General features: G+C 72.4%; 14 protein-coding genes. 6 read left to right on the forward strand and 8 right to left on the reverse strand.

From position 1 onward, the window contains the following. Window positions 1-273: 273 nt before the first annotated feature. Window positions 274-1035: a hypothetical protein gene (locus ABTY20_RS06805; protein ID WP_351995974.1), complete on the reverse strand. Its 762-nt coding sequence runs from the start codon at window positions 1033-1035 to the stop codon at window positions 274-276. Between the two features lie 294 nt (window positions 1036-1329). Between ABTY20_RS06805 and ABTY20_RS06810 the strand changes: the two genes are divergently transcribed. After that, a complete protein-coding gene (locus tag ABTY20_RS06810) occupies window positions 1330-2922 on the forward strand; it encodes a hypothetical protein (RefSeq protein ID WP_351995898.1) in 1593 nt (530 codons plus the stop codon). A 62-nt stretch (window positions 2923-2984) separates the two neighbouring features. After that, on the forward strand, window positions 2985-3608 hold the full coding sequence (locus tag ABTY20_RS06815) for a DUF6461 domain-containing protein (RefSeq protein ID WP_351995899.1): 624 nt from the start codon (window positions 2985-2987) through the stop codon (window positions 3606-3608). A 33-nt stretch (window positions 3609-3641) separates the two neighbouring features. Here ABTY20_RS06815 and ABTY20_RS06820 read toward each other — a convergent pair whose 3' ends face one another. Continuing rightward, the gene (locus ABTY20_RS06820; protein ID WP_351995900.1) at window positions 3642-3929 is read right to left on the reverse strand and encodes a hypothetical protein; all 288 of its coding nucleotides are present in this window, start codon (window positions 3927-3929) and stop codon (window positions 3642-3644) included. Between the two features lie 276 nt (window positions 3930-4205). On the opposite strand from ABTY20_RS06820, the gene ABTY20_RS06825 reads away from it, so the two are divergent. Next, window positions 4206-4502: a DUF7489 domain-containing protein gene (locus tag ABTY20_RS06825; RefSeq protein ID WP_351995901.1), complete on the forward strand. Its 297-nt coding sequence runs from the start codon at window positions 4206-4208 to the stop codon at window positions 4500-4502. Between the two features lie 338 nt (window positions 4503-4840). On the opposite strand, the gene ABTY20_RS06830 is transcribed toward ABTY20_RS06825, so the two are convergent. From ABTY20_RS06830 to ABTY20_RS06840, 3 genes are all read right to left on the reverse strand, one after another. Continuing rightward, the gene (locus ABTY20_RS06830; RefSeq protein ID WP_351995902.1) at window positions 4841-5884 is read right to left on the reverse strand and encodes a hypothetical protein; all 1044 of its coding nucleotides are present in this window, start codon (window positions 5882-5884) and stop codon (window positions 4841-4843) included. A gap of 139 nt (window positions 5885-6023) precedes the next feature. Continuing rightward, window positions 6024-7400: a S41 family peptidase gene (locus ABTY20_RS06835; protein WP_351995903.1), complete on the reverse strand. Its 1377-nt coding sequence runs from the start codon at window positions 7398-7400 to the stop codon at window positions 6024-6026. Window positions 7401-7575: 175 nt separating this feature from the next. After that, window positions 7576-8013, reverse strand: coding sequence for a hypothetical protein (locus tag ABTY20_RS06840; protein WP_351995904.1), 438 nt, complete (start codon window positions 8011-8013; stop codon window positions 7576-7578). A gap of 682 nt (window positions 8014-8695) precedes the next feature. Here ABTY20_RS06840 and ABTY20_RS06845 point away from each other — a divergent pair. After that, window positions 8696-10315, forward strand: coding sequence for a glycoside hydrolase family 43 protein (locus ABTY20_RS06845; protein ID WP_351995905.1), 1620 nt, complete (start codon window positions 8696-8698; stop codon window positions 10313-10315). 76 nt (window positions 10316-10391) lie between these two features. On the opposite strand, the gene thrS is transcribed toward ABTY20_RS06845, so the two are convergent. Together thrS and ABTY20_RS06855 are read right to left on the reverse strand one after the other, a co-directional pair. After that, window positions 10392-11618, reverse strand: coding sequence for a threonine--tRNA ligase (gene thrS, locus ABTY20_RS06850; RefSeq protein ID WP_502991756.1), 1227 nt, complete (start codon window positions 11616-11618; stop codon window positions 10392-10394). Window positions 11619-11917: 299 nt separating this feature from the next. Then, a complete protein-coding gene (locus ABTY20_RS06855) occupies window positions 11918-13330 on the reverse strand; it encodes an MFS transporter (protein ID WP_351995907.1) in 1413 nt (470 codons plus the stop codon). A 499-nt stretch (window positions 13331-13829) separates the two neighbouring features. On the opposite strand from ABTY20_RS06855, the gene fusA reads away from it, so the two are divergent. Beyond that, a complete protein-coding gene (fusA, locus tag ABTY20_RS06860) occupies window positions 13830-15881 on the forward strand; it encodes an elongation factor G (protein WP_351995975.1) in 2052 nt (683 codons plus the stop codon). Between the two features lie 119 nt (window positions 15882-16000). Here the strand turns inward: fusA and ABTY20_RS06865 are convergent, their stop codons facing one another. Further along, the gene (locus ABTY20_RS06865) at window positions 16001-17794 is read right to left on the reverse strand and encodes a pectate lyase-like domain-containing protein (RefSeq protein WP_351995908.1); all 1794 of its coding nucleotides are present in this window, start codon (window positions 17792-17794) and stop codon (window positions 16001-16003) included. 240 nt (window positions 17795-18034) lie between these two features. Between ABTY20_RS06865 and ABTY20_RS06870 the strand changes: the two genes are divergently transcribed. Next, complete coding sequence (locus tag ABTY20_RS06870) at window positions 18035-19351, forward strand: ABC transporter substrate-binding protein (protein ID WP_351995909.1); 1317 nt, start codon at window positions 18035-18037, stop codon at window positions 19349-19351. Window positions 19352-19362 lie beyond the last annotated feature (11 nt).

Raw genomic sequence — 19362 nt, forward strand, 5'->3', positions numbered from 1 at the left:
GGAGCCGTCCCGGCGGAGCAGGGAGCGGAGAAGGCTTCGGAGGCCGGGCCGTCATGGCACAAGGGCAAGCAGCCGATGAATTGAGCGCGGTCGCCGGCGAGTCGGGTTCCATGGCGGACGTCATGTGCTCCCCGGCTTCCCGGCGCGCCGAGCCCGTCCGGCCGGCCAGGACGCAAGGCGTCGGGTCCGCCCGGTCGTGGCGGACCCGACGCCCGGGCCGTCGCGGCCGTTACCGCCGGCGCGTCCCCCACCGGCTTGCCGGCACGGCGGACATCACTTCACCACGACGTGGTCCCCGGACGACTTCGACGGTCCGGTGGTGGTGTTTCCGTTGTACAGCCAGCGCCACGTACCCGTCTTGGAGGCCTTCACGGTCGTCTTGAGGTTGCCCGAGCCGTTCGAGTACACCTTCTTCACCGTGGTGTAGGAGGTGGTGCCGGCGGGCTTGAACTGCAGCCTCACCAGGCGGCCTCCGTAGGAGCCGTACTTCCTGGTCTCCCAGTTGGCCCGGGTGACCTTTCCGGTCACGGTGATGGTCTTGCCCTTGGCCACGGGTTCGGGCGAGGCGTTGACGGTGAGGCGGGAGTTGCGCTTGACGTGGACCGTCAGACCCTTGTCGTCGACGTCCCCACCGTCGCCCTTGAAGTACACCTCGGCCCCGACCTTCCAGGCCCCGGCCTCGCTGTTGTGCATGTCCCACACGCTCGGGTCGAAGTACATCGTCTCGTTGAAGTCGCAGACGCCCGACTTCACCTTGACGCAGTCGCTCGTCTCGATGGCGTGCCACAGCCGGTCGGCCCCCTTGCGGTACAGGAACACCGCCGGCCACTTCCACTTGTGCGTGGTCGTCATCCGGAAGGAGGCGGGCACCGCGACCTCCCCCGACACCCCGATCACGATCGGCTTGCCGCCGTTCACCTGGACACGGGAGAACGAGACCCCACCCTCGGCCGCCCCGGCCGGCACCGCGGCCACGGCCGTGAACGCCGCCGCGGCACCACCGGCCACGACGACTCTCCAGACCTGCTTCCCCACCTGATCCCCAATCTGCACGGAAAGGCGCCGGAGGCTCATCCCTCCGGCCGCCTTGAAGACAGCCGGCACCCACACGCGGTTGTGCGCCCGCTGATCACGATGGGGCATCGGACCATCCCCGCCGGGTGCGCAGCTCGTGAACCACGTCGTGGACCGGGGCGGCACGGTCGCAGGCCGCGGTGCGCCCGCTTCCGTTCCCCGTCCGGACGGCACTCGGCCCGAGATCCGCCGGCCGGCATGGATGCGATCGCCGTGAAGGCGGCGCCGGCCTCGTGCGGTGTTACTTTCCGTGACATGACCGATCACGCGCTACGGCTGCTGCGGCAGGACCGCCGCCTGGCCGCACTGGCCGCCTTCCCCTTCGACTTCGACCTGGACCGGGCCGCCCACGGCCATGTCGAGGAGGTCCGCCTCGCCTCGGGCGGGCCGCTGGAGACGGTGGCCGGGGACGACACCGGCGGCACGTACTTCGTGTGCGGGGACGGCTCGGTGCTCTACGCCGACTCGGAGGGCGCCGCGGGGATCATCGGCTCCAGCGTCGACGAGGCCCTGGAGCTGGTGATCGGCCTGCCCGGCTGGCGCGGCTGCACACGTCTGTCGCCGGACGACGGCGAGGAGAGGATCCTGGCGTACGTCGCGGAGACCGAGGACGAGATCCGCGAGTACTGCGGAATCGACGAGGAACGGGCCGAACTCCGTGCGGCGCTGGGCTTCCCGGAACGCTCCCCGGTCGAGCTGGTGGGCAGACTGCGTGCCGCCCTGCTGCGCACCGAGCCGGACTTCGTGCTGCTCGACGCGGACGAGGGGTGCGCCTACGACCGGCTGGGCCCGGACGGTCCACCGCTGTGGGAGCCCGTGCTCGCGGCGGGCCGCGCCGATCTCGCCCGCCTGCGCGAGGGCGACCGCACGGCATGGCGCGAAGTCGCCGAGGACCCGGTCCGGCGCCGGATCACCCTGCGGGCGGCGCAGTTCGACCGCGCCGAGGGCGACCTGGAGCTGCTGCGGCACCTGCTGCGGCACGAGACACGGTCCTCGATGACGGACGAACTGCGGCTCGCGGCCGTGCTGGTGGGGCTGCACGGGGACACCGGGGACCTGCCGCTGCTGCACGAGGTCCGGGAGACGGACTTCGACACGGCGTGCGGCCTGGGCGGTATGCCGGAACCGGGGGCGAGCGCGGACGAGTTGCGACAGTGGGCGCGGGAGCTCGACGAGTCGATGTTCGGGACCGACCCGTCGGACGAGCCGGTCTCCACCTGGACCGACCTGGCGCGGGACCAGGGGATGACGGACCTCGCACGGGTGACACTCATCCGCGAACTCGACGACATCGTCATGGACCAGAGCAGACTTCGCCGCCCCGATGCCCCCCACACCCTGGCCACGGCTCCGCTGAGCGGGCTCGCCCGGGACTTCGAGGAACTCGGCGACCTTCCCCAGGCGCTGCGCGCCCAGCGTCTGTACGCCGCCCTCCAGGAGACGGCGTGGGACCGGGCCTCGGCCCGGCACACCCTCGCCCGCCTGGAGCGGGAGGCGGGCCGGCTGCCGCAGGCGGTGGACAGCCTGGCCGCCGTGCGCGACGCCCTGGCCACCCCCGGCGACGACTTGCTGCGCCACTGGCGGCGGGTCAACCTCGGCTGCTTCATCGCCGAGGAGCACTACCGGCTCACCCTCGCCCTGGCCGACGCCGGCCGCCCCGAGGAGGCCCGAGCCCTCCTCACCGCCGCCGACGCCGTACTCGGCGAGCTCTCGGACAACGCCGCCAACGGCGTCCGCGAGCTCGCCGAGCGGACCGCCGCCCGCGTACGGGAGGCCGACCGGGGACGGGCACGGCGGGCGGCCGGCCCGCCGGGAAGCAGGGGCTGCGGGACGGCGCCGTTCGTTTGACAGGCCGGGGCCCGGCAGACACGATCCGGTGGGCGGAGCCGGTGGAGGGGACGGGGCAGAACATGGCAATGGACGCGCTCGACTGGGCGGGCGACCAGATGTGCGTCACCTTCACCCGGGGCCTGGACCCGGCCGAGGTGTTCACCCGTTACGGCGCCGACCCGGCCCGTTCCCGCCTGCTCGACGCGGACGCCGCGTCCGACCTGCCCACGGGTTGGTTCGCCGCCGGGGCGGTGTCGCTCCTGCGGGCCGGAAGGCTCGGCGACTGGACGTTCTGCGTCGAGGAGGACGGCGTCATCGGCTCGTGGCCCGAGGTCCTCGCCGCGCTGTCCCGCGGCACCGAGACCTACGGCGTCCTGTCCACCGAGGGCCTCGCCGTCTTCCAGCACTGGCGCGACGGCCGGTGCCTGGAGAACTTCGAACCCGGCCCGGAACAACCCCGGCCCGAACACTCCGGCCCTTGGTGGGACAGGGCCCGGGAAGCCCTGGCCGAGCACGAGGGCTCCGGAATCGCCCCCGTGGTCGCCCTCGTCCTCGACCACCTCGGCCTCACCCTGGACGACGCGACCCTGGCCGCCCCCTGGCCCACCCTGACCGTCGCGGAGGACGACGCCCCGTCCGCACCACGCGGCGACTCCTACGCGGGCGAGGGCCCGGTCCCGCCGGGCGCCCTCGAGATCCTGTAGGTCCCCCGGGTCGTCCCCGCCGCCCCGGGCCCGTCAGGAGTCCGGGAACGGGTTTCGGTCTCCGGTACAGGCCGCTCCCTCCAGCACCGTGATGCCGGTGATCGGTGGTCGGTCGTACAGGGCGAGGATCTCGCCGGCGAGGACGATGGCCCGCAACGGGTTGTCCCGCTGCCGGTGGGCCTCGCGCCGCCCGGCCGCGACGGGCGGCACTTCGCCTTCGCCGGGCGGGACGTTCTTCGCCCCCTTACCGACCGTCAGCGAGACGAGGACCACGCTGACGGTGCGGGAGATTCCGCAACCCGTGCGGCCCACCTCGTCCACCCGGTCCGCTTCTTCGTCACTCCGGTTCCTCGGCCCGCAGGGTGCCGTCGCGCATGGCCTTGTCCGTGGCCCGTCCGATGATCGCGGTCGCTCCCGCGTCCACGGCGCCTCCGACGATGCCTCCCAGGATCGGGATCCCCTTGGGCGCTCCTCGTCGTCAGGTGCCCGGTAGGCGTCACCCTGCCGACGCTCTGGATATGCCTTCTGGGATGGTGCCCACAAGACCGGTACGCTGCCGTGGATGGCCTGTGCCGTCGTCGATGCGGGGGGTCGCACATGTCGAACACCATGGTCCTGCTCCTCTCCTTCGGCCCGCTCGCCATGGTCCTGGCGATGATCGCCGCGCACGGGTTGGGCGAGAGCAAGGACGCCTACACCGGGGAGGTCACCGGCCGGGGGGTGAGCAGTTCGACCGGTACCTACGGCCCGACGGGTCACTACATGATGCACATCCGCACCGACGAGGGGCGGGAGCTCAGCATCGAGGTGAACGGCCGGACGTATCGGTCGCTCGCCGTCGGCGACCGGGTGGTCAAGGAGTGGGGCAGGCGTTGGCCGGAGCGGTCGGAGTAACGGAGCGAACGGCTCTGCCGCACCGTCCGGCACGCCCTCGCCGCCCGCGACCACCTCGGGGCCCTGTACCAGGCACTCGGCGTGCCCGAAGGCCCGCAGGTACGCCGGCCGAACGCGGGTCGTACCGGGACACCGCAGACCGCGCGCGGCTCGCGCACCGAGTCTTTCCTCAGGCGCGCGTCCAGTCGACGTTCCCCGAGGAAGAGTGGAAGAGCCTGGCCAACCTCGCCTTTGTGACGGGCCGTACCAACAAGGTGATCTCCTCCAGGCTGCCCGCGGAGTACATGGCCGGGATCGCGCCGGAGCGGCTGGCCGAGCAGTGGATTCCCCGAAAGGGCTCACTGGACCAGTTCGATGTGGGGGTGGGAGGGGTCGGCCGGGCAGGCGTGGAGCTGGAGGTGGTAGCCGCCGACGATGTCGATCAGGGTGAAGTTGCCGTTCCGGGCGCCCAGGGGAGGCGGGGCCGGGTTCGCCGGTTCCTCCTCGGCGATCCAGGACGCGCCGATGCCGTCCCATTCCGAGGAGGCGATGGTGAGGAGCGGGACCGCCTCGGTGCCGCACTCGGGGCAGGGGCGGTCGACGGGGTCGATGTCGCCCCAGCTGGTCCAGCCGCCGGTCTTCCAGCCGGGGGCGGTGGAGAGGCCGCCCAGGTAGAGCTCGCCCAGATCGTCCATGCCGTACTGCGCGGGGTCGATCGTCCCCCAGCGGCTCGCGTCCTCCAGCTGGGCCCGGAGCTCCTCGTCCAGTTCCTCGGGGTGGGGGAAGTCGGTGACCTGCTCCGGGGAGAGCAGGCACGGCTCCGGGAGGTAGGAGCCGTCCTGGACGACCGGCGGCTCGGGCGGTGCGTCGAGGACGTCGGTGACGGTGGCGGCGGAGCGCCAGAAGAGCGCGGTCCGGGGGTGGGGGTGTTCCGCGTGGTCGAAGGGGCACCACAGGACCTGGAGGAGGTCCGCGTCGGCCGGGCGGGGGAAGGGGACGTCGCGGGCGTAGAGCTGGGCGACGGGCAGGAGGGGGATCGGGCCGTCGAACCACGGGCGGCCCACCCCGATCCGCTCCCAGATCGCCAGTTCCTCGGGGGTCCGCTCGGGTGCCTCGGGGTCGAGGCGCAGCCGCTCGGCCGCCGCGGCACGGACGCGGCGGAGGAGCCGGATGTCGTCCGGGGAGTGGACCGTCCGCGTCGCGTGCCTGTCGTGCGGCTCGTCGCAGTACGGCCACGGCTCGCCGGCGGGCCACAGCAACGGTCCGCCGACGGAACTGTCGTGCACGGTCGGGGACCCGGGGCGCGGGTGCAGCCGGGTCGCCGTGCGCGCCAGCGGGGCCAGTTGAGGGAAGAGCGCGGTCACGTCGACCGGCCGCGGTGGGGTGGTGAAGGTGGCGTTCATGGCGGTGATGCTGCCAGCAGCCTCTGACAACGGGCGCGCCGATCCACGTCGGCCGGCACCACACGGCTTCCCCGGGCCAGCAGTTCTTCGGCCGGACCGTATTGCCCGGGCCGTCCGGGCGCGGTGCGCAGCATCAGCGTCAGTTCGTGGTGCCGCCGTGGTTCCGCAGGACGTTCACAGCCCTGTCGAAGGCCGAGTCCCTCCTCTTGTCGAACTCCTCCTTGGTGAAGACCGGTTCGGTGAGGTGAGGCGGAATTCCGGTGCCGTCGAAGGTCCTGCCCGACCGGGTCAGGAACTCCTCGTTCGGCAGCCAGGCCGACATGCCGTTGGGGAGCCTGCGTGACATGACGTCCGAGAAGACGCCCTGCGTCGGCTGCCCGATCCGGACCGTCCTGCCGGGTCGTTCCATGAGGGCCTGGGCGAAGGTCTCCCCGGCGCTGAAGGTCGAGCCACCGGTCAGCACGGCGACCGGTCCGGTGTGGCGGGGGCCCTGGGAGGGCGTGACGTACACGGGCTGGGGGCGGGTGTGCCGGGTGGGGTCGGCGGGGTCGTTGCGAGCCCGCTTGGAGTAGGCGAGGTAGGGGGTGTCGGTGAGACGCCGGGCGATGTGGATTCCCAGGGCGTCGGATCCGCCGCCATTGACGCGCAGGTCGATGATCAGACCCCTCGGGCGCCGGGGGCGCTCCTGGCCGAGGACCGTGTCCAGTGCCCTGTCGAGCTCGGCGAGCTGGGCGGCGTGGGAGGTCTCCTCGCCGGCGTACCCGCCGAAGCCGGAGATCCGCAGATAGCCTTGCCCGCCGGGGAGGTCGGCGTAGGTGATCCGCCCGTGGGCGAAGCCCTGGAGGTTCCGGGCGTCCTTGAGGTCGCGCTCCACGATGAACTTCTTGATGTCGGCGTCCAGTTGCCCTGTGGGCACGACGGTGCCGGGTCGGACCTGGGCGAAGACGCGGTCGCCGTCCTGGACGGCGACATGGGCGTCGTGGAGCGGCTCGACCATCTCGCCGAAGACGGCGTGGAGCTCATCCCTCGTCGTCCCGGCGTGCACCCGGGGGCGGTACTGGTCACGGACCTCGTGCCAGTCGACGCCTTTGGAGGCGAAGAAGGGGTAGTTCTCCTCGAAGGTCTGCCAGAAGACGTCGAAGGTCGTGCGGGGGTCCTCGGCCGTCGGGCGTGCGCAGGTGTCGGGCAGCGCCGGGATGCGCCGGAGATTCCGGCTTCCGACGGAGGCGTCCGCGCGCAGGAAGGCGTGGTCGCGGTCTCCTCGGGCGCGCACGGTCAGGACGACGCCGTCGGGCGTGGTGTAGGTGCCGGGACCGGTCCGCTGCGCGGAATCGCCCTCGAGGCAGCTGAGGGCGGTTGTCTGGTACTCCTGGAAAATTCCGTTCCGGATGGACAGTACGGTGCCGTAGCCGTCCATGCGCCAGATTCCGTCGGTGGTCGGCTGCTGGGCGCCGACGGCCGGCGCGGCTTGGCCGGCGAGGACCAGCGCGACGGCGGTGGCCGTGACAATGCGCACGATCTTGCCTTCTCCGTAGGCGACTTGCTCGGGACAGCCCAACCGTCGCCGACACGGCGTTCCCCCGGCCATCCGGCTGTCCGGTTGATCAGGGGTGGGGCCAGCCCCCGCTACCGGCAGTCCCCGGGGCGATACGGTGCGGGTGCCCTTCTTCATGCCGCCGGTCCCGTCACCTCTACGCCGTCCAGCAGTACAGGCGGTGGTCCCGCCCGCCGATGTCGCGAGCCAGCCCGGCGAGATCGCTCAGGATCCTGGTCGCGATCTCCTGGTCAAACGCCTCGCCGTCCGCCGCCCGCTCCTGGATCCACAACCGGCCGACTTCGGCAAGCCGGGACCGGTCGGCAGCGGCGAGTGCGTCCTGAAGGGCTCTGGGAACGGCGAAGACCATGGGGCCTTCTCCGTCGTCGGGCTCGGCGACGGCTTCGGGCTCGTCAGCGGCCACGAGTTCTTCAAAGCTCCGACCGCTGAAGATGCTCTCCCACTCGATCAGCGCCTCTTCGGCGTCGAAGTTGCCGTACTCCAGCGACTCGAAAGTCCTCTCGGGGCCGCCGTCCACGACCGCAGCCGCAGCTTCGTGACTCGGGGCCACGAAGAACTTGACGATGATGCTCACCGAGGCATGGTGCCTGTTCGACCGATCCCGGTCCACCTGCTCACGGACCGCAGACTGCGATCAGCCAAGCCGCTGCCGTCCCCGATCGAGGCAACCACGGTCAAGGTTTACGGCTGGAACACCAGGAAGCGGCGGAAGGCCGTGCCGGGGACGCCGACGAGTTCCGCCTCCTCTGCCAAGACCTTCTCATCGGGCGGCGGCAGGAGGGGCCGCAGCCGCTCGTACACCTCCTGCGCGTCCGCCGGCCGCGCTTCGGGAAAGGGACCTGTTTGCCCAGCCGGGTCTTACCAGGACGCGGTAGGCGGGCCGGATCGCGCCACCGTGCCGTTGTCGTGACCGACGTGAGCCCGTCAGTGCCACGGACAGGTCGGGAGGCGGGCGGACGGCCGGGTCGCGGCGGCGGGGAGCACCGGGAGGGCCGCTCCGGTGGTGCCGCCGGTGGACCACGGCGCTCACGAACCGCTGTCCGGAGCGGCGACGAGGGCAGCGAGGCCGTACTCGTCGGACGAGTCGACCCGGACGGCGAGGTCACCGGAGACGGGCAGCCGGTCGGGGTGGTGGAGATTCCCTCCCGGGCGCCGTGGGGACGCTTTTCACGCCGTGTTGCACGCAAGCGTGTTCGACATTACGGTCCCTGCTTTCACCGTGCGGTCATCCAGGGATCGAGAGGCACACGAGGCGCATGCGGCAGCAAACCACACAGGTCATCCGGAATCCGGTCCTTCCGGGTTCGCACCCGGATCCGTCCCTGCTGCGTGTGGGTGACGACTTCTACCTGGCGACATCGACGTTCGAGTGGTGTCCCGGTGTACGGCTGCACCACTCCCGCGATCTTGTGAACTGGCGATCGCTGGGCGGCGCCCTGGACACCACGCGCCTTCTCGACCTCACCGGCTGCCCGGACTCCGGCGGCGTGTGGGCGCCGAACCTCTCCTACGCGGACGGGCTGTTCCACCTGGTCCACAGCAACGTCTCCACCTACGCGGGAGGCTTCACCGACTGCCCCAACCTCCTCACCACGGCGCCGTCGATCCACGGCCCCTGGTCCGATCCCGTGCCGCTGCACGCGCGGGGCTTCGACGCGTCCCTCTTCCACGACGGCCCCGAGAGCCTGCTGCTGAACCTGGTGCACGACTGGCGTCCGGGGCACGGCGGTTCGGCCGGTCTGGAGGCGACCCGGTACGACCGGTCCGCGCGCCGCCTGGTCGGGGACCCGGTGCGCATCGTGCTGCCGCCGCAGGCCGGCTGGATCGAGGGCCCCAACCTCTACCGGCGCGACGGCTGGTACTACCTGCTGACCGCGGACGGCGGCACGGGCTACGACCACCAGGTCACCGTCGCCCGCTCCCGGGCGCTGACCGGTCCGTACGAACGCGACCCGCACGGAGCGCTGATCACCGCCCGGCACCGTCCGGACCTGCCGCTGCAGAAGGCGGGGCACGGCAGTCTCGTCGACACCGGGAAGGGCGAGTGGTACCTGGCGTACCTCGTCGCCCGGCCCAAGGGCCGCCGGGGGCCGTGCGTGCTCGGTCGTGAGACCGCGCTGGCACCCGTCACCTGGACCGACGACGGATGGCCGCGGGTCCCCACCGGTCTGCCCGCCCTGGAGGTTCCCGCCCCCGGCCGGTCCGCCGACGGCGACGAGGCGACGCGGACCGGGGCCGACGAGGTGGACGGCTTCGACCGGCCGGTGCTCGGACCGCAGTGGTCCACGCTGCGGCGCCCCGCGACTCCCGACTGGGTCTCCCTCACGGCCCGCCCGTCACACCTGCGGCTGCACGGCGGCCGCTCCCCGCGGAGCCTGACCGGTCCCAGTCTGGTGGGCCGCCGGGTGACGTCCGCGGACGGCGCCTTCGAGGCGACGGTCGAGTACCGGCCGCGGTCCTTCCAGCACCTGGCCGGGATCACCGCGTACTACAACACGCGCAACTGGTACTTCCTGCACGTCACCGCGGACGACGAGGGGCGGGCGGTGCTGCGGGCGGCGGGCTGCGACCGCGGCGCGCTGAGCGTGGACGAGGCGGGCGGGGTGCCCCTCGGCGACATCCGCCGCCTGCGTCTCGGCCTCGACCTGCGGGGGGCCGTCCTGCGTTTCCGCTACGACACCGGCGACGGCTGGCGCCCCGTCGGACCGCCCCTCGACGCCACCGTCCTGTCCGACGAGCACGCCGAGGAATTCGAGGACGGGCGGATCCGGGCCCTCGGCTTCACCGGCGCGTTCGTCGGCCTGTGGGCCTGGGACCTCGCCGGGGGCGGCCTGCCCGCCGACTTCGACGAGGCGGCCTGGCGCGCGGTCCGCTGACACCGCTCCGCCGGGAGCGGCCGCCGGCGGGGCCTTCCCCCTCCCCGGGCGACGGCGGCGCCGGTCGCCGTGTCCGCTAGGGGGCGGCGTCGGTCCACAGGTCGGTGCTGTGGGCTCCGACGAGGGCGCTGATGCGGGTGAGCGCGTCACCGGCCGGCTGCGGGGCGAGCCGGCGTCCGTCACGCAGGCGCAGTGAGACGTGATCGTCGGCGGCCTCCTCGGCGCCGATGACGGCTTGGTAGGGAACCAGGCGGGCCTCTCGGACACGGGCGCCCAGGCTGCCGCGGTCCGGTCCCGCGATCCGGGCGCGCAGCCCGAGACGGTCGCAGCGTCGGGCGAGGGCCGCGGCGTTCGGCAGTTCGGCGTCGGAGACCGGGAGGACGACCAGCTGGGTGGGGGCGAGCCAGGCGGGGAAGGCGCCGCCGTGCCGTTCGACGAGATGGGCGACGGCGCGTTCCACACTGCCGATGACGCTGCGGTGGACCATGACCGGGCGGTGCCTGGCGCCGTCCGCGCCGACGTAGTGCAGGCCGAACCGCTCGGGCTGGTGGAAGTCGACCTGGACGGTGGACAGGGTGGACTCCCGGCCGGCGCCGTCGGTGACCTGGACGTCGATCTTGGGGCCGTAGAACGCGGCCTCCCCCTCGGCCGCCTCGTAGGGCAGGCCGGAGCGGTCGAGGGCGTCGGTCAGCAGGGCGGTGGACCGCCGCCACTTCTCCGGTGCGGCGACGTACTTGCCGCCGGGGCCGGGGAGGGAGAGCCGGTAGCGGGCCGGGGTGATGCCGAGCGCCCCGTACGCCCGGCGGATCATCTCCAGCGCCGCCCGCGCCTCCCCGGCGACCTGGTCCAGGGTGCAGAAGATGTGCGCGTCGTTGAGCTGGATGGCCCGCACCCGGGTCAGTCCGCCGAGCACGCCCGACAGCTCGGAGCGGTACATGCCGCCGAGCTCGGCCATGCGCAGCGGCAGTTCGCGGTAGCTGTGGGAGCGGGAGCGGTAGATCACCGCGTGATGGGGACACAGGCTCGGCCGCAGGACGACCTGCTCCCCGCCGAGGTCCATCGGGGGGAACATGTCGTCGCCGTAGTGCGCCCAGTGCCCCGAGATCTCGTACAGCTCCCGCTTGCCGAGGACCGGTGAGTACACGTGCTGGTAGCCCGCCCGCCGTTCGGCGGCGCGGATGTACTCCTCCAGGGCGTGCCTCACGGCCGCGCCGTCGGGCAGCCAGTACGGCAGGCCGGCGCCGAGCAGCGGATCGGTGTCGAACAGGCCCAGTTCACGGCCGAGCCTGCGGTGGTCGTTCATGGCGGTCTCCTCACGGACGTGGGGTGAGCGACCGCAGGGCGAAGCCCCGGGGCACTCGCCCCGGGGCTTCGGACTGAGACATCTGTCAGCGCGCCGGGACACTCTCCGGCGTCGTCGTCACAGCAGCGCGCTTCATGCCCCGGACGTTAGCAGGCCGCGGCGACGTCCACACGGCCATTCCTCGCCAGGAGTGCCCGGCCCGGCCTTCGGGAGAGGGCTGCCGGCCGGGCCCGGACGCACCGCGGCCCTCCGTGCCCGGGGACCGGACTCGGAGGGCCATGGCGGGCCCGCCGGACGGCTCAGGGGGCCGTGGTGGCGACGGGCGCCTCGTCGAGGCCGGCGGCGTCGGGGGTCTCGCCCTCGTCGAGGCCGACGTCCTTCGTCTCCTTGCCGAGCAGCAGCGCGACCAGGGTCAGCAGCGCCATCGCGGAGAGGTAGACGCCGACCAGCCACGGCGAGCCGTCGCCGGCCTCCCACAGGGCGACCGCTATGAACGGGGCGACGGCCGCGCCGAGGATCGAGCTGACGTTGTAGGAGATCCCGGAGCCCGTGTAGCGCACGCTCGTCGGGAAGAGCTCCGGCAGCAGCGCGCCCATCGGGCCGAACGTCATGCCCATCAGCGTGAAGCCGAGCACCAGCCACAGCACCACGCCCAGCGTGCCCATGCCGATCAGCGGCACCCACACCAGTCCGAAGACCAGGATCCCGGTGGTGACCGCGATCAGCGTGGCGCGCCGGCCGTACCGGTCCGCGAGCGGTCCCGAGACCAGGGTGAACACGGCGAAGAACAGCACCCCGAAGATCATCATCAGGACGAAGGTGGTGTAGCCGTACCCCAGGCCCGGCACGGCGTCGTCCTCGGGCGTCCGGCCGTAGCTCAGCGAGAACGTGGTCATCAGGTAGAAGAGCACGTACGTCGCCAGCATGAAGAAGGTGCCGAGGACCAGCTGCTTCCAGTGACCGCGCAGGACGGTGGCCAGCGGCAGCTTGCGCACCAGCCCGGCCTCGCGGGTCCGGGAGAAGACCGGCGCCTCCACCAGGCGCATGCGCACCCACAGGCCGATCGCGACCATCACCGCGGAGAACAGGAACGGGATGCGCCAGCCCCAGCTCAGGAAGGCGTCCGAGGGCTGGGACGGGTCGGCGCCCGCCGCGGACGGCAGCAGCGCGCCGATGATCAGGAAGAGCCCGTTGCCGATGATGAAGCCGAGCGGGGCGCCCAGCTGCGGGAACGTGCCGTAGAGGGCGCGCTTGCCCTTCGGGGCGTTCTCGGTGGCGACCAGGGCCGCGCCGCTCCACTCGCCGCCGAGCGCGAAGCCCTGCGCGAGCCGCATCAGCACCAGCAGCGCGGTGGCGATCCAGCCGGCCTGCGCGTAGGTGGGCAGCACGCCGATGAGGAAGGTGGCGACGCCCATGGTGAGGAGCGACGCCACCAGCGTGCCCTTGCGGCCGAGCCGGTCGCCGAGGTGTCCGAAGACCACGGCGCCGATCGGGCGGGCGACCATCGCGGCGCCGAACACCGCGAAGGACGACAGCAGCGCCGTCGTCGGGTCGCTGCTCGGGAAGAAGAGCTTGGGGAAGACCAGGACGGCGGCGGTCGCGTAGATGTAGAAGTCGTAGAACTCGATCGTCGTGCCGATGAGGCTCGCGATGAGGACCCGGGACCGAGAGTTGACGGGAGCCGGGGCCGGACTGGTGGTGGGTGCGGGCATTTCACGGTCTTTCCGGGGAGGAACGGTCACCGGCGGCGTACGCCGGTGGCCCGCACGGCGCCACGCGTCCTCCCTCGCGGGAGGCCGCGCGAACCGTGTGGGTCATGCAACGATCTCAGACATCTCACTGGCCAGAAATGGCGTACCGGAATGTGAGACGCGGATATTCCGTGGCCCGGCCCTCCCCTCCCTCCCTACACTCATCGCACAGACGCCGCCCGCCGCCGGGCCGCGCATCCATGACCAGTGGGGGGAGACGGGCCGTGTGTGATCGCGCCGCTGCCGCCGCTCCCCGTTCCCGGTCCCGCCGGTCCGTGGTGATCCTGGTGTCCCGGCCCCTCCGGTACCCGCTGCGCGGCCGGTACCGGATGCCCCTGACGCACGTCTGACCGTCCGAACGCCGACGCTCCGCGCACCGGGGCGTCCGACGCCGTGCGTCGGGGGAATCGCGCCGCCCTTTCCCGGAACACCCGAAAGGCCACCGGCCATGCGCGACCCGATGAAGGCCAACCCCCTCGCCACCGTCCGCAACCTGGGCGTCCTCGCCCACGTCGACGCGGGCAAGACCACCGTCACCGAGCGGATCCTGTTCGCCACCGGCACCACGCACAAGCGCGGCGAGGTGCACGACGGCACCACCGTCACCGACTTCGACCCGCAGGAACGCGACCGGGGCATCACCATCTTCGCCGCCGCCGTCAGCTGTACCTGGGACGGTCACCGGATCAACCTCATCGACACCCCGGGCCACGTCGACTTCGCCGACGAGGTGGAGCGCGCGCTGCGCGTCCTCGACGGGGCGGTCGCCGTGTTCGACGCGGTCGCCGGCGTGGAACCGCAGAGCGAGTCGGTGTGGCGGCAGGCGGACCGGCACGGTGTGCCGCGCCTCGCGTTCGTCAACAAGATGGACCGGGCCGGCGCCGACCTGGACGCCGCCGTCGCCTCCGTCCGGGAGCGGCTGCACCCCGCGCCCCTGGCGGTGCAGCTTCCGATCGGCGCGGAGGACGCCTTCACCGGTGTCGTCGACCTGCTGCGCATGCGGGCCCTGACCTGGACCGACGAGGGCGAGGCCCGCGCGCCGGCGCCGGTGCCGGACGGCCTGCGGGAGGAGGCGCGCCGACGGCGCCGGTTGCTGGAGGAGGCCGTCGCCGAACTGCACCCGGGCGCGCTGGAGGAGTTCTGCGCCACCGGCGCGCTCGGCACCGGCACGCTCGCCGCCGCCCTGCGGGACCTGACCCGGAGCGGCGACGCCGTCGTCGTGCTGTGCGGCTCCGCCTACCGCAACCGCGGCGTCGAGCCCCTGCTGGACGCCGTGCTCGCCTACCTTCCGTCGCCCCTCGACGTGCCGCCGGTGCGCGGTGCGCGCGAGGGCGACGGCACCGAACAGCGGCGGCCCGCCGATCCGGCGGCACCGCTGGCCGCCCTCGCGTTCAAGGTGAACGCCACCGCCACCGGGCGGCTGACCTACCTGCGCCTGTACGCGGGAGCGATCGAGAAGGGAGACACGGTGTGGGACGCCACCGCGCGCCGTTCCGAGCGCATCGGCCGCATCCTGCGCGTGCGGGCCGACCGGCACATCCCGCTGGAGCGGGCCGTCGCCGGGGACATCGTCGCCGTGGCCGGGCTCAAGTCCGCCCGCGCCGGCTCCACGCTGTGCGCGCCGGACGCCCCGCTCGTCCTGGAGCCCCCGGGGGTCGCCGAGCCCGTCGTCTCCGTGGCCGTCGAGGCGCTGAAGGGCACGGACACCGGACGTCTGGCGTCGGCACTGGCGCGGCTCGCCGAGGAGGACCCCTCGCTGGTCGTGCGCACCGACCCGGAGACCGGCCAGACGGTGCTCTCCGGCAGGGGCGAACTGCACCTGGAGGTCGCGGTGGAGAAGATCCGGCGGGAGCACGGGCTGGGCGTCACCGTGGGGCGTCCCCGGGTCGGTCACCGGGAGACCGTCGGGCGCGGGGTGTCCGGGTTCGTGTACCGGCACGTCAAACAGGACGGCGGGGCGGGCCAGTTCGCCCACGTCGTCCTCGACGTCGAACCGCTGGACTCCCCGGAGTCCGGCTTCGAGTTCCGCTCGGCGGTCGTCGGCGGGCGCGTGCCGCAGGAGTACGTCCGCGCGGTCGAGGCCGGCTGCCGGGACGCCCTGGCCGAGGGGCCGTTGGGCGCTCACCCGGTGACCGGGCTGCGGGTCACGCTCACCGACGGGTCGACCCATGTGAAGGACTCCTCGGACACCGCCTTCCGCACCGCCGGCCGGTTCGGGCTGCGCGGCGCCCTGCGGGCCTGCACGATGGTCCTGCTGGAGCCGGTCGTCGAGGTCACGGTCACCGTGCCCGAGGACGCGGTGGGCGGGGTGCTCGGCGATCTGGCCGCGCGGCGCGGCCGGGTGACCGGCTCGGTCGCCCGGGCCGGCGCGACGGTCGTCACCGCCACCGTGCCGCTGGCCGAACTGTTCGGCTATGCCACGCGGTTGCGCAGCCGCACCCAGGGCCGCGGCACCTTCACCACCCGGCCCACCGGCTACGCCCCCGCACCGGCCGCCGCGCCCGCCCGGTGAGCGGTGGGGCGTGAACGGCGGCCCCTTCCACGGCCGGAGCCGGGAAGGGGCCGCCACCGCCGCCGTACGGGCACGCCCCCGACCGCCGGCGTCGGTCAGGGGCGCGCCCGTGCGGAGGGTCAGGGGTAGGACACCACCTTGGACGGCACGGTGTCGCTGCCCGAGGTCGGGGCCCCGGTGTCGTTGATGACGCACTCGTACTGGCCGTGCCCGCTCAGCGACACCACCAGCAGGTTGTGGAAGCGCACGCCGGGACGGACCGGGGCGGCGAAGCCGTGGTGCTGGACGATGTCCGGGTTCACGTTGTAGTAGCAGTAGCTGCCCATGCCCCAGCCCTCGTGGGTGGTGACCCGGTCGCCGACCTTGTAGGCCGCGTAGCCCTTGATCGGGCCGTTCTGGATCGCGGCCTGGTCGGGGGCGTCGTACGCCTTCTCGTTCTGGAAGAAGACCGTGCGGCCGCGCTCGCCGTTCCACTGCACGTCGTACTTGTTGAAGTGCTCGACGAACAGGCCGGTGGCGAGCACGTCGTGGCCGTTGACGACGACGCCGTAGTCGCAGCGGTTGGTCTCCCAGCCGACGCCCTCGCCGTGGTCGGCGCGCCACACCCAGGTGTGGTCGACGATGGTGTTCCGGGCGTTGATCACCATGCTGGTGGTCGCCCTGCCGGGCCCCGCACCGCCGATGCGGATGAAGACGTCCTGCACGGTGATGGGGTCCGCGGAGTGGTCCCGGCGCGCCCGGTCCGGGCCGACCTCCAGCAGGGTGGGGGAGTTGACCGGACCGGCGTCGATCAGGAAGCCCGCGAGGCGTACGCCGTCGACGTCGGCGACCTTCAGGGCGGTGACGCCGTTGTCGGGGATCAGGGTGGCGTAGCCGAGGCCGAGGACGACCGTGCCCGCGCGGTTCACCCGGACCGGCTGGTCGACGTGGTAGACGCCCGGTGTGAGCAGCAGGTGGAGGCCCTGGTCGAGCGCCCGGTTGAGGGTGGCCGCCGAGTCGCCCGGCCTGGCGACGTAGAAGCGCTCCAGCGGCAGGGAGGTGCCGCGCGGGGTGCCGCTGCCCCAGGTGACGCCCCGCGCGTTCCTCCGCAGGGCCGGCAGGAAGACGCGGTAGCGGTCGCCGTCGAGGTACAGGAAGGGCTTCTCGCGGGAGAGCGGCGTCGTGGCGAGCGTGGTGTACGGCGGGTCCGGGAAGCTCTGCGCGGGGGCGCCCTCGACACCGGAGAACACCATGTTCCAGACGGCGTTGGTCCAGCCGCCGACCGAGCTGTCCCGGGTGTACCACTGCTGCTGCGAGTACGGTCCGACCGTGCCGTCGACACGGCTGTCGGCGATGTAGCCGCCGCTCGCCCAGCCGTAGCCGGACGGGGCGAGGTCGAGCCCGCCGCGCACGTGCATCCGGCGGAACGGCGCCGCCTGTGCGACCGCCCACCGGTTGGTGCCGCTGACCGGGACGAGCGCCAGGTTCTCCGCCGAACGCCAGAAGTTCTGCGTGGCGTTGCCGTCGAACCAGCCGGCGTCGACCGTCACGTCACCGTTGATGGTGGTGTCGTCGGGGGAGAGGCCGAGCCCGGAGACGGAGGTGTAGAAGCCGATCTGCGCGTTGAGCCCGTGGTACGTGCCCGGCTTGAACAGCAGTTGGTAGCGGCCGGTGCCGAACTGGGCCGACTCCTGCCGGGCGAACACCTCGTCGAGCCTGGCCTGGATGCCCGGCGTGGACGGGTCGAAGACGATCACGTTGGGGCCGAGATCGCCCCCGCCCTTCAGCCGGTGCGGTTTCCCGCGCTTCGCGGCCGGCGCGGCGGAGGCCGCCGAGGGCAGTGCGGCCAGGGCCGGTGCGGCGGCCGCGGCGCCGAGCACGGTGCGGCGACCGATGGCCGGTGGCCGGGTGGACGACGGGGAGTCGGACGTCATGGGGCGGCTCTCCTGGTTCGGGAAGTGAACGGCGTGGGGTGCTGGGAGCGCTCTCTCGCCGCTGAATGGTTCATCCACGGAACGGATGAGTCAAGGGGTGCGGCAAGAGTCGGGTGAGTCCGTCCGAACCCTTGACGTCCCGCCTCGCGGCGGTTTAACTCACGTCCTAAATTAAGCCGTGAGGCGCTTTCTCCGCACCGAGGCACCGCCCCACGCACCCGGAAAGGGACATCAGGAGCCATGCGCAGAATCCGAGCCGCGGCCACCGGCGCCGTCATCCTGTCTCTCGCGCTCGCCGCCTCGGCCTGCGGAGGCGGATCGGGCACCGGCGGCGGGTCCGACGACTCGCCGAAGGAGCTCACCTACTGGGCCTCCAACCAGGGCGCCGGCATCGAGGCCGACAAGAAGGTCCTCCAGCCCGAGCTCGACAAGTTCGAGAGGGAGACCGGCATCAAGGTGAAGCTGGAGGTGGTGCCCTGGTCCGACCTGCTCAACCGGATCCTGACCGCCACCACCTCCGGCCAGGGCCCGGACGTGCTCAACATCGGCAACACCTGGTCCGCCTCGCTCCAGGCGACCGGCGGCCTCCTGCCGTGGGACGACGAGCAGTTCGACAGGATCGGCGGCAAGGACCGCTTCGTCGACTCCGCGCTCGGCTCCACCGGCGCCGAGGGCCAGGACCCGGCCGCCGTCCCCCTGTACTCCATGGCCTACGCCCTCTACTACAACAAGCGGATGTTCGCCGACGCCGGCATCGACGCCCCACCCGCCACCTGGGACGAGCTGGTCGACGCCGGCAAGAAGCTGTCCGGGGACGGCACCTGGGGGATGGGAGTGGAGGGCTCGAACCCCTCCGAGAACGTCCACCACGCCTTCGTCTTCGCCCAGCAGCACGGCGCCGACTTCTTCACCGCCGACGGCAGGGCCGATTTCACCAATGACGGAGCGGTCGCCGCGGTCAAGCAGTACGTCGACCTCATGGCGAAGGACGGGATCATCGCCCCGGGCAACGCCGAGTACGCCCAGAACCAGTCGGTCAGCGACTTCGCCAAGGGAAAGACCGGCATGCTGCTGTGGCAGTCCGCCTCCGCCAACCTCACGTCCCAGGGCATGAGCGAGGACGCCTACGGCATCGCCCCCGTACCGGTGCGGTCCGGCACACCCGGATCCGGCAAGCAGGTCAACTCCATGGTCGCCGGCATCAACCTCGCCGTCTTCAGGAACACCGACAACCTCGACGGCGCCGTGGAGTTCGTGAAGTTCATGACCAGCGACGCCGAGCAGAAGATCCTCAACACGGCGTACAGCTCCATCCCGCCGGTCAAGGCCGCCCAGGAGGACCCCGCCTTCAGCACCCCCGCCAACGCCGTACTGAAGGACACCCTCGCCAAGAGCGCCGTCGCCCTGCCGCAGGTGCCCGACGAGTCGCAGTTCGAGACCGCCGTCGGCACGGCCGTCAAGGAACTGTTCGCCGACGCCGCCGCCGGACGCGAGGTGACCACCGGCTCGGTGAAGGCCGCGCTCGCCAAGGCGCAGCAGCAGATGCCCGAGAAGTGAGACCCGACACC

Origin of the sequence: Streptomyces sp. NPDC126497 (assembly GCF_040302425.1) — a bacterium.
Lineage (GTDB): Bacteria > Actinomycetota > Actinomycetes > Streptomycetales > Streptomycetaceae > Streptomyces.